General features: G+C 61.0%; 14 protein-coding genes and 2 pseudogenes. 8 read left to right on the plus strand and 8 right to left on the minus strand.

What is annotated here, in order from left to right; genetic code table 11:
* Positions 1-285 (minus strand): annotated as a pseudogene (locus tag B6V72_RS06135) (transposase); the annotation flags it as partial.
* Positions 286-386: 101 nt separating this feature from the next.
* Between B6V72_RS06135 and B6V72_RS06140 the strand changes: the two are divergent.
* Both B6V72_RS06140 and B6V72_RS06145 read left to right on the plus strand, forming a co-directional pair.
* Positions 387-608 (plus strand): annotated as a pseudogene (locus B6V72_RS06140) (transposase); the annotation flags it as partial.
* Positions 609-631: 23 nt separating this feature from the next.
* Positions 632-1,438 (plus strand): glutamate dehydrogenase, encoded by an 807-nt coding sequence (locus B6V72_RS06145; protein ID WP_088735109.1) that lies wholly within the window; start codon positions 632-634, stop codon positions 1,436-1,438.
* Between the two features lie 117 nt (positions 1,439-1,555).
* Here B6V72_RS06145 and B6V72_RS06150 read toward each other — a convergent pair whose 3' ends face one another.
* The gene (locus tag B6V72_RS06150) at positions 1,556-2,032 is read right to left on the minus strand and encodes an aminoacyl-tRNA deacylase (RefSeq protein WP_088735110.1); all 477 of its coding nucleotides are present in this window, start codon (positions 2,030-2,032) and stop codon (positions 1,556-1,558) included.
* Positions 2,033-2,433: 401 nt separating this feature from the next.
* Here B6V72_RS06150 and B6V72_RS06155 point away from each other — a divergent pair, with 401 nt between their 5' ends.
* The 6 genes from B6V72_RS06155 to ugpC all read left to right on the plus strand — a co-directional run bounded on the left by B6V72_RS06155 (position 2,434) and on the right by ugpC (position 8,855).
* Complete coding sequence (locus B6V72_RS06155) at positions 2,434-3,504, plus strand: LacI family DNA-binding transcriptional regulator (protein WP_088735111.1); 1,071 nt, start codon at positions 2,434-2,436, stop codon at positions 3,502-3,504.
* Position 3,505: 1 nt separating this feature from the next.
* Entirely contained in the window at positions 3,506-4,768 is a 1,263-nt protein-coding gene (locus B6V72_RS06160; protein ID WP_088735112.1) for a sugar ABC transporter substrate-binding protein, read from the plus strand.
* Positions 4,769-4,836: 68 nt separating this feature from the next.
* Positions 4,837-5,904: a sugar ABC transporter permease gene (locus B6V72_RS06165; RefSeq protein WP_088735113.1), complete on the plus strand. Its 1,068-nt coding sequence runs from the start codon at positions 4,837-4,839 to the stop codon at positions 5,902-5,904.
* 1 nt (position 5,905) lies between these two features.
* Positions 5,906-6,784, plus strand: coding sequence for a carbohydrate ABC transporter permease (locus B6V72_RS06170; protein ID WP_088735114.1), 879 nt, complete (start codon positions 5,906-5,908; stop codon positions 6,782-6,784).
* Between the two features lie 6 nt (positions 6,785-6,790).
* On the plus strand, positions 6,791-7,783 hold the full coding sequence (locus tag B6V72_RS06175) for a levansucrase (RefSeq protein WP_088735115.1): 993 nt from the start codon (positions 6,791-6,793) through the stop codon (positions 7,781-7,783).
* A 1-nt stretch (position 7,784) separates the two neighbouring features.
* Positions 7,785-8,855 (plus strand): sn-glycerol-3-phosphate ABC transporter ATP-binding protein UgpC, encoded by a 1,071-nt coding sequence (ugpC, locus tag B6V72_RS06180; protein ID WP_088735116.1) that lies wholly within the window; start codon positions 7,785-7,787, stop codon positions 8,853-8,855.
* A 395-nt stretch (positions 8,856-9,250) separates the two neighbouring features.
* Here the strand turns inward: ugpC and B6V72_RS06190 are convergent, their stop codons facing one another.
* The 6 genes from B6V72_RS06190 to B6V72_RS06210 form a co-directional block, all read right to left on the minus strand.
* Positions 9,251-9,679, minus strand: coding sequence for a PACE efflux transporter (locus B6V72_RS06190; protein ID WP_088735117.1), 429 nt, complete (start codon positions 9,677-9,679; stop codon positions 9,251-9,253).
* 345 nt (positions 9,680-10,024) lie between these two features.
* Positions 10,025-10,354, minus strand: a complete 330-nt coding sequence (locus B6V72_RS06195) for a chaperone modulator CbpM (protein WP_088735118.1) — start codon at positions 10,352-10,354, stop codon at positions 10,025-10,027.
* Entirely contained in the window at positions 10,351-11,295 is a 945-nt protein-coding gene (locus B6V72_RS06200; RefSeq protein WP_088735119.1) for a DnaJ C-terminal domain-containing protein, read from the minus strand. Before B6V72_RS06200 ends, B6V72_RS06195 begins: the two co-directional genes overlap by 4 nt.
* Before the next feature lie 357 nt (positions 11,296-11,652).
* Complete coding sequence (locus B6V72_RS19135) at positions 11,653-11,805, minus strand: hypothetical protein (RefSeq protein ID WP_157771556.1); 153 nt, start codon at positions 11,803-11,805, stop codon at positions 11,653-11,655.
* Positions 11,806-11,986: 181 nt separating this feature from the next.
* Complete coding sequence (locus tag B6V72_RS06205; protein WP_075777126.1) at positions 11,987-12,193, minus strand: cold-shock protein; 207 nt, start codon at positions 12,191-12,193, stop codon at positions 11,987-11,989.
* Positions 12,194-12,660: 467 nt separating this feature from the next.
* Positions 12,661-12,930 carry a DUF982 domain-containing protein gene (locus tag B6V72_RS06210; protein WP_088727174.1) on the minus strand — a complete coding sequence of 90 codons (270 nt, stop codon included), beginning with the start codon at positions 12,928-12,930 and terminating at the stop codon, positions 12,661-12,663.
* Between the last annotated feature and the right edge of the window lie 375 nt (positions 12,931-13,305).

A 13,305-nucleotide genomic window follows, 5' to 3' on the forward strand; every position in this document is an offset into this window, starting at 1 on the left:
CGCTTGCGATCAGGCTTCAGAGCTTTCGGCGGATGACGTCTTGCAACATCTCCCGATCCAGCGTCAGGTCCGCGACGATCTTCTTCAACCTGGCGTTCTCATCCTCGAGCTGCTTCAGTCGTCGCATCTCGTCAGGCAGAAGGCCCGCGTATTTCTTCTTCCAACTGAAGTAGGTCGCCTGGCTGATCCCTGCCTTCCGACAGATCTCCGCGACCGGCGTGCCTTCCTCGCCTTGCTTCAAAATGAACGCCTGTCTCGCGCGTCCGAAAATTTGCTCGCCTTCATGCGACTCCACTCCTCTTCCAGCCAAGGAAGCGTAGCGGAAAACTCCAGCTTCAAACGGTCCAGTTTCCGGGGATCAGATCAAACTCTGAAGGAGCAGACGAATGCGAAAAAGCCGTTTCACCGAGGCGCAGATTATCGGGATGATCAAGGAGCAGGAGGCAGGCATGCCGACAGCTGATGTGTGCCGGAGGCATGGCCTCAGCCCGGCGACCTTTTACAAGTTCAAGGCCAAGTATGGTGGCATGGAGCTCTCCGAGGCGGCCAAGCTGAAGGCGCTCGAAGACGAAAACGCCAAGCTCAAACGTCTGTTGGCCGACACTATACGAACGGGATCGTCATCGCGTGGATGGCCGACCAATATAGCTGGATTTCAGGGCAAGCCTCTCCGAGCGCGATTACCGGCAAACCTCTCGCTTTCGGGGGCACGAACGGGCGGGTCGATGCGACGGCACGCGGCGGATATTATGCCCTGCGCTATCTGGAATCCGCGCTCGCTCTCGACCCGAATACGGCCACAGTGGCGATCCAGGGGTTTGGGAATGTCGGCTTCCACTGCGCCAAGCTGCTGCACGCGGATGGGTATAAAATCGTCGCCATTTCGGATTCCGGAGGCGGTATTTATGACCCGGGCGGTTTGGAGCCGCTGGCCGTCATGCAGCACAAGCATCAGACAGGGGGCGTGAAAGGCGCAAAGGGTCAAGGCAAGACCAAAGAGATTTCAAACGCCGAACTCCTGGAGCTTGATTGCGAGGTGCTGGTGCCTGCCGCATTGGAACGGCAGATTACGCTTGAGAATTGCGACAGGATCAAAGCCCGCATCATTTTGGAAATGGCGAACGGACCGGTGTCTCCCGAGGCCGACAAGAAGCTGACGGAAGCGGGACATATCGTCGTGCCCGATATCCTCGCGAATTCCGGCGGCGTTACGGTTTCGCATTTGGAATGGGTTCAGAACAGATCGGGTTTTTATTGGGACAGCTCGCGCGTCCGGGATCACCTTAAAACGACGATGGAAACCGAGACGCAATCGATCTGGACGTTACACAATGAGATGGAACTCTCGATGCGCGATGCCGCCTACATCCATGGCCTGCGTCGGATCGCGGAATCCGTGGAAGCCCGGGGCACTCCCGCTTATTTCGAGGGATCTTAACAGGCGCTATCGACCGGCTGGATTGGGGTTTAACCCCGAGGCCGCGTTGGCGCGAAACGAAGCCCAGCTTTTGCGCTGGGCTCGGCGATCGGGTTCTGCCAGGCCCGACCCTGACCGCTAGTCCGCACAGAGCGGTTTAGCCGCAGCCCCCGTCGCTGAGATGGCCGCGTCCACGTCGATCACCACCATCATCCCCCGCTTGCCGCCGTTGATGACCACCTCGCCAAGCCCCGCGGTGTCTGCCTCGAAGACCACAGGCACGCGCTTTTTCTGGCCAAAGGGGCTGATCCCACCGGTATGGAACCCGGTCAACCGCTCGGCCCTGTCGGGCGGCATCATCGCCGCCGACTTGCCGCCAAAGGCCGCCGCTATCCGCTTCATCGACAAGGTCCGGTCGGACGGCACCACGCAGGCCGCTGGCTTGCCATCCACCTCGACCATCAGCGTTTTCAGCACCAGCCCCGGCGCGACCCCGAGCGCCTCTGCCGCCGCCATGCCAATGCGGTCGGCTGAGGGGTCGTAATGGTATTCGCGCACCGTATAGGCCGTTTTGGCCTTGTCGAGCGCGCGGGTGGCGGGTGTAGCAGTGGACATCGTCTGGCCTCGTCTTGGGACGTGCCAGAAAGGCACGTCCCATCGGGAGGTTCAAGCGCCCGCAAAAGCGCCGGAAGGGCCATTTTCGCCGTTAACCGCAGACCGCCTGAGTTGCAGTGTCGGAGGAAAAGGCGTCTTTCGGACGGTCCGAGGGCGGATCGTCTTTCTTCTGTGGCTTTGCCGTCGCGGTGGAATGGCGGGTGAGGAAGGGATGTATGCGCCGAGTGGTGGAGCAGGAGGCTCGGCAAAAGCACTGAAGTTGCAGATCGCGCCTCCAGTGTCCAAGGAGTGTGTCCTCATCGATCCCCTGAGACTTCGTTTGACATCGATGTCATTTCTCGCTATGACATCGATGTCTTTTGGGGCTCGCGGCGCTGATTTCTGCGGGGGAGGAGGCCGTCTTGTCGACGATTTATGATGTAGCAAAGCTGGCCGGCGTTTCGCCGAAGACGGTCTCACGCGTCGTGAACGGGGATGCCCCGGTCGGGAGGAAGACCCGTGACAAGGTGGAAGCCGCCATTCGCGAGCTGAAATATGTCCCTTCGAGTGCAGCGCGCATGATGCGCTCGAACAGGTCAGGTCTGATCGGCGTCGTGACGGGAGCGATTTCGCGCACCGCGGAGCTGGTCGATCCGAAGGGGTTGCCCGACCTCTTCATCCTGCAGGGCATCCAACAGATCGTGGCCGAGCGCGACCTGACGCTGATGATCGCCGATACGGCGGGGCAGGTCGAGAAGGTGCCCTCCCTGCTGCGGACCTTTCAGCAGCACCGGGTCGAAGGACTGATCTATGTCGCGGACTACCACAAGAAAGTGGCTTTCGAGCCGACGCCGCCCAACTGCCCGCTCGTTCTCGCCAATTGCTATGACGCCGAAGCGACGCCCGCGATCCTGCCTGATGATGAGGCCTGCCAACGCAGCCTTGTCGAACGACTGATCGCACATGGCCACAGGCGGATCGGTTTCCTGACGCTGGATCCGGCGATGGATGCGGTGCCCCTGCGCGTGGCGGGTTACCGTGCCGCGCTCGAGGCTGCGGGCATCGGCTATGAGCCGGAGCTGGTCGAAATCGGCTATCACAACGGCGACGCCTTCGCGCATCAGCGTTTGAGCGAAGCACTCGATCGGTTTCTCGCGCTCCTTCGGCGCCCGACCGTCATCTGCTGCGGCAATGATGAGATGGCGATGCGGCTCTACGGGCTGCTGCGCACGCGCGGCATCCTCGTGCCAGAGGAAATCTCGGTCGCCGGCTTCGATAATTACCGCGCGATCGCCGAAACGCTCTATCCGCCGCTGAGCACTGTCGAACTGCCCTATGCAGAGATGGGGCGGCGCGCGGCGAAGCTTCTGCTTTCCATGATCTCGGAGAAGGTCTCCCCCCCGCACGAGCCCGTGCGCGTGGAGGGAGGCGTTTTCTGGCGCTCCTCCGTGATCGACCTCGAACCAGATCGCCAGACATCCAAGGGAGGATGACATGAAACTATTGAACGTGACGGCCGGGGCGGTCATCGCCGCCACCGGGTTCTGCAGTGCTGCCTTCGCGACCACCGATCTGACGATGTGGTATCACGGCGCGGGCAATAAGGTGGAAGGCAAAATCGTCAACCAGATCATCGACGACTTCAACAGCAGCCAGTCCGACTACAAGGTGAACCTGCAGAGCTTCCCGCAAAACAGCTACAATGACTCGGTGACGGCTGCCGCGCTGGCGGGCAATCTGCCCGACATTCTCGACATGGACGGACCGATCATGCCGAACTGGGCGTGGTCAGGCTATCTCCAGCCGCTGCCGATTCCGGAGGATCATTTCAAGGACTTCCTGCCCGGCACAAAGGGCGTCTTTGACGGCAAGCTCTACTCGATCGGGCTGTGGGACGCGGCGGTCGCGCTCTATGCACGCAAATCCACGATGAAAGAGCTGGGCCTGCGCACCCCCACGCTCGACAAGCCCTGGACCAAGGACGAGTTCATGAACGCGCTCGAGGCCGCGAAGAAGAGCGGCAAGTTCGACTACGCGATCGACCTCGGTATGTCGGACAAGAGCGAATGGTATCCCTATGCCTTCCTTCCCTTCCTGCAGAGCTTCGGCGGCGGTCTCGTGAACCGTGAAAACTACGACACTGCCGAGGGCGTGCTCAACGGCGACGCCGCGATCGCTTGGGGCAACTGGTGGCAATCGCTGTTCACCGACAAGCTGGCGCCGGGCACCAGCCAGGATCCGGCCGCTCATGAGACCGGCTTCATCGATGGCAAATACGCCTTCTCCTGGAATGGCAACTGGAACGCGGTCAAGACGATGGACAAGGTCGACGATGTGGAGTTTCTGCCCGCGCCGGACTTCGGCCACGGCCCCAAGATCGGCGCTGCATCCTGGCAGTTTGGCATCTCGGCGACCTCCAAGCACCCGGAGGGTGCGGCGGAGTTCATCAAATTCGCGACGCAGGACAAGTATCTGGCGGAATTCTCGGATGCCATTGGCCTGATCCCGGCAACCAAGTCGGCGGCGGAAATGACCAAGAATTACAAGTCCGGTGGCCCTCTCGCCGTGTTCTATGGCCTGTCCGAGGCGCAAGCCGAGAAGCGCCCGGTCACGCCCGGCTATGTCGTCGAGTCAAAGGTCTTCCAGAAGGCTGCAGCAGATATCGCAGACGGGGCTGACGTGATCGATACGCTCGATTCCGCCACCGACCAGATCAACGCCGATATCAAGCGCAACGACGGCTACAAGAAGAACTGAGCCGCTGTGTCGCGGGGGCGCGCGACTGCCGCGCCCCCACCTCCACATTCAGACCGGGAGACCGCGCCATGCGCTCGTCACTGACTTCCGCCAATAGGGCGGGATGGGCCTTTGCCCTGCCGGGCATCGTGCTGATCCTTGCCTTCATCATCACGCCGTTCTTCCTGGGCGTCGGCTTTTCGCTGACCAACCAGCGGCTGATCTCGCCCAATGCGACACGCTTCGTCGGTCTCGAGAACTACCGACAGATGCTCGATATCGCAGTGGTCGATCTGCAGGCCAAGACCGATGCCGCCGGAAAGACCGTTACGGATGCCGAGGGTCAGGCCGAATTCCCTCGCTTGCGTTCGATCACGCGCAATCCGGACACGCCGCAATATCACGGCATGCAGGAATGGTTCCGCTGGGTCTCGGGCAATACGGCGCATGTGGTGATCGCGAGCGACGTCGTCTTCTGGAAGGCGCTGCTCAATACCTGCATCTTCGTGCTGATAGTCGCACCGGTCCAGGCCGCGATCGCACTCGGTCTCGCGCTCCTTATCAACCAGAAACTGCGCGGGATCACGATCTTCCGCACGATCTATTTCATGCCCGTGGTGGTCTCGATCGTCGTCGTCTCGCTGCTCTGGCGCTTCATCTATTCGGGGCAGAACGGGCTTTTGAACAACATGCTTTCCCTCCTGAGCTTCGGGCATTTCCAACCCGTCGACTGGTTGGGCAATCCACATACCGCGCTTGGAGCGATCATCACGATGTCGATCTGGCAGGCGGTGGGCTTTCACATGGTGATCTGGCTCTCCGGACTGCAGACGATCCCGCCCACGCTTTACGAGGCCGCCGCGATCGAAGGGGCTTCGAAATGGCAGACCTTCCGTTATGTCACCTGGCCGGGTCTACGCCACACCGCTGTGCTGGTGCTGATCGTCATCACCATGCAGGCCTTCGCGATCTTCGCGCAGATAGACGTCATGACGAAGGGCGGGCCGCTCGACTCCACCCAGACGCTCGTCTTCCAGGCCGTGCAACGCGGCTACGGCATGCAGAACATCGCAGGCGGCTCGGCGATCTCGGTGATCCTGTTCCTGATCGTCCTGATGATCTCGATGATCCAACGCTGGCTGACGAGGGAGCGCTGAAATGAGTGTCATTGGTTCCGATAACCGCAATCTGCGGCTGGGCGTGCGCTATCTCGTGCTGATCCTGATCGCGCTGATCTTCGTTCTGCCGCTGCTGTTCATGGTGATGTCCAGCTTCAAGCCTAGCGACGAGCTGCTGCGTGACACGTCGAGCCTGCGGGCTTTCCTGCCGGTGGGCCAACTCAGCCTCGACAATTATTCCGGCGCCTTCGAGCGCGCCCCGGTGGGGCTATTCGTCTTCAACTCGATCTTCGTGACCGGGACGACCGTGCTGCTGTCGCTGGTGATCTGTTCGCTCGCCGGGTTCTCCTTCGTCTTCCTGCAATGGCGTGGGCGCGACGTGATGCTCTCGATCATTCTCGCCACCTTCATCGTGCCTTTCGAGACCATCGCGATCCCGCTACTGCTGGAAGTGTCGAAACTGCCCTGGCTGGGGCTCGACGGGCTCAGCTGGGGCTGGCTCGACAGCTACCGCGTGCAGATCATCCCGTGGATCGCAGACGGGCTGACGATCTTTCTCTTCGTGCAGTATTTCAAAGGTCTGCCCGGCGAGCTGATCGAAGCGGCCCGCGTCGAGGGCGCGAGCTGGTTCCAGATCTATCGCCGCGTGGTGATCCCGCTCTCGGGGCCTGTCATCGCGACCGCCGCGATCCTGAAATTCCTGATCATGTATAACCAGTATCTCTGGCCGCTGATCGTGGTCCAGCAGGAGCAGTATCGCCCGGTGATGGTCGGCCTGCAGTATTTCTTCCAACTCAACCCCGCCTGGGGGGAGATCATGGCTTACCTGACGCTGATCACGGTGCCGGTTCTCGCCTTCTATCTCGTGCTTCAAAAGGCGTTCATCGCCTCTATCGCCTCCACCGGCGTGAAAGGATAATCCGACATGGTTCTCGCACTCGATAAGCAATGGGTCTGGGACAGCTGGTATGCCCATGACGGCGAACGCTGGCATGCCTGGTTTCTCAAGGCCGACAAGTCGCTCGGCGATCCGGAACTGCGCCATTTCAATGTCAGCCAGGGCCACGCGATTTCCGACGACCTGATAAGCTGGCAGCATCTGGGAACGTCGCTCGCGCCCGCACCGGCCCCGGCCTGGGACGATCTGGTCACCTGGACCGGGTCGGTGGTGCGCGACGATGACGGGCTGTGGCATCTGTTCTACACGGGCGGTCGGCAGTCCGAAAAAGGGCTCTATCAGCGCATCGGTCATGCGACCTCGCACGATATGCACAACTGGGACCGCGTGGGTGACGGGCTCTGCCTCGACCTGACCGGCCCCAACGCCGCGCGTTACGAGGCCGAACACATGGTCGGTCACTGGCACGACCGGGCGATGCGCGATCCTTGGGTAATGCGCGATCCCACAGGCGACGGCTGGCTGATGTATTTCACCGCCCGCGCCCCCGGGATCGAAGAGGCGAATGCGGCGGGGGCCATCGGTTTTGCGACCTCGCCCGACCTGGTCCACTGGGACCTGCAGCCGCCGGTCTTCGTGGGTGGATTCGGCCAGCTGGAAGTGCCACAGGTCTTCGAGGTGAACGGGCGCTGGTATTGCCTGTTCTGCACGGCTGCGCAGCATTGGAGCCGGGCACGCATCGCTGATACGGGCATGACCCCGGTGACCGGCAACCACTACCTGATTGCAGACGACCCGCGTGGGCCGTGGCGGATCGCGCCGGGCTTTCTCGATGGCGCGAACCCGTGCCGACGTTATGCCGCACGCATCCTCAAGACCGCTGAGGGTCTGGTGATCATGGGGTTCGACGACAATGGCCGCGACCATTTCGTCGGCCAGATCCGGGATCCGCAACCCGTTCTCGTGGACGCGGAGGGTTATCTGCACATCGATGCGGATGCCGAGCAGGGAGGGAAGTGACATGGCAGACATCAAGCTGCGCGGCCTGCGCAAGAGCTATGGCGCCCATGAGGTCATCCGCGGCGTCGATATCGATATCGCCGATGGCGAGTTCTGCGTCTTCGTCGGGCCCTCGGGCTGTGGGAAATCCACGCTGCTGCGGATGATTGCAGGGCTCGAGGACATCTCGGGCGGCACGCTGGAGATCGGTGGTAAGCGCGTCAACGATGTGCAGCCCCGCGAACGCGGCGTCGCGATGGTGTTCCAGAGCTACGCGATCTTCCCGCATATGAGCGTGCGCGACAACATGGCCTTCGGCCTCACCATCTCGGGCGCGTCGAAAGCCGAGAAAGCGGAGAAAGTGCAGCGCGCCGCGGAAATCCTGCAGATGGAGCACCTGCTCGATCGGCGCCCCAGCCAGCTCTCGGGCGGCCAGCGCCAGCGCGTCGCGATCGGGCGCGCGATCACTCGCAACCCCTCGGTCTTCCTCTTCGACGAACCGCTCTCGAACCTCGACGCGGCGCTCCGGATGGACATGCGCATGGAGATCGGCAAGCTCCACAAGCAACTCGGCGCGACGATGATCTACGTCACCCATGATCAGGTCGAGGCGATGACGCTGGCAGACAAGATCGTGGTGCTGCGCGACGGGCTGGTGATGCAGGCGGGCTCGCCGATGGAGCTCTATCACAACCCGGCCAACCGCTTCGTCGCAGGTTTCCTCGGTGCGCCGTCGATGAATTTCCTCGATGTCGAAATCGTGGCGGCCGACAGCGAAAACGCCAAGGTCGCGCGGCACTCCATGGACCCGATCGTCGTGCCCGTCCGCGGCCGCACCTTCGCCCCCGGCGACACGGCCCTGCTGGGCCTGCGCCCGCAATACGTCACCGCCTGCGCCCCTGATCAGGGCATCCTGCACGGTCAGGTTTCTCTGGTCGAACGGCTGGGAAGTGAAACGGTCGTCGATTTGTCGATGCAGGACGGCAAGAGCCTGATCGCTGCCTTCAGTGAGGACAAGCAATTCGAACGGGGCGAGCGGATCGATCTGGCTTTCGACCCCGCCCAGACGCATCTGTTCCACCCTGACGAATAAAAGGCGTAGTAGCGCGCTCACTCTCGACCGATATGACCGTTTCGGTGCATGCGGCATCGATAAGAGCGCACGCCTTAGCGCGATCAACGAGACTCGGTCGCGGAGTGCCTCTGCTTGCGACGGTCAAGCTTTACAACTCGGGCTACTGCTTGATCTCCGGTTCGACGAGCCGGGCAAGGTTCTCCAGTGACTGTTGCCAGCCGAGGTAGCTAGCCTCGACCGGGATGACGTCTGGCATCCCGGCCCATATTTTTCATTGGGTGGCCGAACATCCGGGCGAAGGTCGGCGTCACAGTGAGGATGCCGATGATTTCGAAACACACGGCTCGGCGAATACGATCTGTGGTGCAGCGCATGGAAGGCTGCGGTCCCTCCCGTGGCTTTGTCTTCCATCGTCATGCGATCCGTTCGCGTTCTTGCGGGGGAAAGATCGTATCGTATCCCCAAGTGAAGACGAAGGCGTAGAGGAGATAGAAGCCTGCAAAAGACGCTTCCATCATGAGAATGGTCAGCAGGGAGGTCTCGAGCCACCATGCGAATATCGGAAGAAGCAGCGCGAGCAGCGTCGCCTCGAAAAGCACCGCGTGAACGATCCGGAGCGGTATCGTCTTGCGGACATCGCCGCGACGCCAGAGCAGGATGTGATCGAAAGCCAGGTTGAAAAGGTAGTTCCAGCCGGTGGCCGCGGTCGCCCCGAGAACGACCAGTACGCCCATCTCTTCCATGGGCTGATCGAACACCCAGGCAAAGAGCGGCGTCACGATGAGGATGCCGATGATTTCGAAACTCACGGCTTGGCGGATACGGTCTGGGGTGCTGCGCATGAAAAGTCTTCGTTAGGTCAGGCGGTCAAGCGTGCAGACCGTGTGCTCGGGCGGGGGGGGGGGTCTCCCTATGGTGGGTCCCGCGTGCTGGCTTTTCAAGCCGGACCCGACGCTGGTCGCGCCGGCCCGCAATTCAGCCGTTCGAGAAAGCCAGCAATGGTCTGTCTTATAGCTAGCTTTTCGCCTCAGCATCTGGCGTCAGTTCTCGCAGATGCGTTCCTGCTCGTTTTTTGGTCTGCCGAGCATCCTCTCAAATACCAGCTTTCAAATAGGGTGACATGCTCTCCTGAAACGTCCCCGTTTTGAAGTTAGCTTGTTTCCCAAACGAGGAGAGGCGAGTTGGGCTTACGGCTGCTTCAATGCCGCAATGACACGCGTTTGCAATTCTGAGGGCAGGGTGTCTATCGCGCGTGCAATGGCTACGAGGTCCTGTCGTGCGGCATACAGCTGGTCAAGGAGCGACATCACGATCGCCAACGCCGTTTCGTCGAGGTCAAGATCATGGGAAAGATCGCACAGTAACTCCAACCGCGCGATGTCGACGCGGCGAAAAATAAAACCAGTTTCGCCCTTTGCCGGCCGAACGAGTTCGCCTTCGATAAAGTTCAAGAGCTGGCTTCTTGTGAGCCGGGTGACGTTGGAAATCACGTCCTCTTCGGAAAACCTGTCCGTCATGCGCTGGCCCTCTTCATCAAATCAACACGCGGATCGAAGCGATGTGTCTTGCGCCACTCGGTGAGGAAATTGCGCAGATCCTCGTCAATGCTGGGTGGTGTCACGATCTTCAGCTCAACCCGCTGATCACCCTTGGTTTTGCGCTTCGCGTTGGCGATGCCACGTCCTCGCAAACGTAAGACCTGGCCCGAATTCGCACCCGCTGGGATCGTGAGCCCAACGGGGCCGTCAATGGTCGGTGTGGTGACTTTGCCGCCGAGAACGGCCTCTTCGATAGTGATGGGGAGCGTTACCAGGATATCATCGCCGTCTCGGTCGAAAACCGGATGAGCCCCCACCAGGACGGTGATCAACGCATCCCCCGCAGGAGCACCGCCATAGCCAGGCGCCCCCTTGCCGCGCAACCGAAGTGTCTGGCCGTCTTCAGTGCCCCGTGGGATCTTGACTGTCAGGCTTTGTCCATCGGGCAGCGTGATGTGGGTTTCCGCTCCGCGCGCAGCATCCAGAAACGGCACGTTGAGCGAATAGCGCGCGTCGGCGCCGCGCGCGGAAAAACCACGGTCGCCGAAGTCGCCAGCGCCAGACCGTCCGCGATTGCGCAATATGTCAGCGAAGATATCTGCCGGATCGACATCCGGACCAAACCCGCGCTGTCGATGATAGCTGTTGTCGGATGAGCCCGAGAAATCACGGTAATACTGGCGCTGCGGACGTTCTGCACCGAGGCCATCGATTTCTCCGGCGTCGTAGCGCGCCCGCGTTTCGGGATCTTTCAGGATGTCGTAGGCGGCCGATATCGCCTTGAACCGCGCTTCGGCTCCTGCGTCATCCGGGTGCAAATCAGGATGGCTTGCCCGCACAAGTTTGCGATACGCCTTCTTGATTTCGTCAGCTGTGGCGGCCTTGGTCAGACCAAGGACTTTGTATGGATCATCGGGCATCCAGGTTTCCTGTTCGGCGAGCGATGCATCGTAAGTACAGAGCGCGTGCGGAAATGGGTTCACTTGTCGTTGGATGCCACGAGAAGAGGTCTTAGGTCCGTGATCCACGTCAATGTGGAAATGCCGTGTGCTGAGCAGTGTGTGGCCAAACGGCTGCGAACCTACGGCAAACGCGGAGAGCGAGGAGGCTGCCACCGATGAGGGAGCCTTGACCCAAAGCCAGGATTAAGACGTCTCAATAAGCATTCAGGAAAATGGCTCGTGCTGAACGTCGACTGATCAGCCCCGTCTCTTCGGGAGCGGCCATCAGGCAGGTTCACTCGGGGAGCGGGAAATCAATTAATTCGGCGCAGCTCTTTATTTCGTCACAGCCTGTTTTGCGCCGGCTTTGACAGGGGTCGGATTTGTCGGCGCACGACGAAAACCGACGCCTTTCCGGAAGCCTTTCTTGGCGGGCTGGCTCAGGAAATCCTTGAGGTCGAGTTGTTTCTTTTGAGGGGAATAGCCCATGATCGTTCTCCGCGTAGACAGGTGAATTTTGAACCCGCCCGCACATCCTGATCCGCAATGCCGGATGGGTGGTTCTACAGATGTTTCGAACCTGGACTGCGCAAAGGTATTCGAGCAGAGAAGACTCTCGCCCCATGGGCGCGTTCGCGGACCGGAAGACACCGGTCCGCGAACGGTTTTATCAGGCGAGTTCGAGATCCTTGGCGGATTCCCGACCATCGCGGCCGGTTTCGATCTCGAAGGTCACTTTCTGACCGTCGTCGATCTGGGAAAGGCCCGCCCGTTCGAGCGCGCTGATGTGCAGGAACACGTCCTTGCGACCGTTCTCGGGTTGGATAAAGCCGAAGCCTTTGCCGGGGTTGAACCATTTCACGGTGCCATTGGCCATCGTGTTGTCTCCTTGTTTGGAAATCTGCCCGCAGGATGCGGCAGGTCGGCCGGTCAGATCGAAAAGCAAACTGAGGCCGATGAAGGAGACAGGGTGCGGTCGGAATAACGAAGCTCCCTATAGATGGGGCGGGCGGGTGGCGATACAAGGTGCAACCGAGAAATGAGATGAGAAATGCGACTCTCAACCCAGATGCGCGTTCCGGGGTGAGGGCGGGCGGCCTTGCTCGAAATCGAGAAAGGCCTCGACCTGCGCGCTTACTTCGTCGGCCGGAGGCCCGGACGGTATCACCAGGGAGTAGGCGCCCGTGCCCTTGCTCCAGACATTATCCCCTTTATACACGATCGGCAGGGTCAGCTTGCGGTGAAGCGAATAGGCCGTCGAAAAGTTTCGATCGCAGAGTCTGCAGCCTTGGCGCTTCGCGCGGCGGGCCCCGTGACGGAAGGGGTGCCGCAGGGGCGAACCGGTCAGGCCGCAAGGGCACGAGCCGCTGGTTCACATGGCACGAAGCCGGCGGTGCCCGCGGCACCGAGGAAGGCGCTGCGGGCATCGCCCACGGAACCCAGGCAGTCCATCGCGGCCTCGATGCGTCCGATCGCATGGTCTTGCGCGGAGTCGGCGACGGGCCACTTCTTGCGAAGCCAGTAATGCACCTGTTCGATGGTGCTGAAGTTCTTAACGTCGCCTTCGGGCGACACGACGAGAGAGATGGGTTTGCCCCAGTAAATTTCGATCATGTTTCGTATCTTTCCAAGAGTGCGTGAAGGGACCAGTCTGACTGGTCGCGCGATCACGGAGGCACGGTGCGGGCGAGGCCTGCGCCATGCGGTGAATTGGGTCGACGCGCGGTATTGCGCGCCAGATGTCTTTCCGTTCGGATCGTGACGCGTCAGCGTCAACGCGCGCGGTTCACGATCCGGCACTTTCGATGTGCGAAGCTCGCGGCGAACCCGCAAGGGGTGGAATATGTGCTATCGACCAGAGCCCGCGAGGCATGGTTGCTGAGAGGCTGGTCTGCTCGAACGGCGTCACGGCGCTATGGGCCGGGTGAGGCTCCTTTTCCTTATGCCGCCTTCAAAAACGCGCGGCCCGACAAAGCTCAAGATCGTCGC

It is taken from the genome of Thioclava sp. F34-6, assembly GCF_002213235.1.
GTDB classification, from domain to species: domain Bacteria; phylum Pseudomonadota; class Alphaproteobacteria; order Rhodobacterales; family Rhodobacteraceae; genus Thioclava; species Thioclava nitratireducens.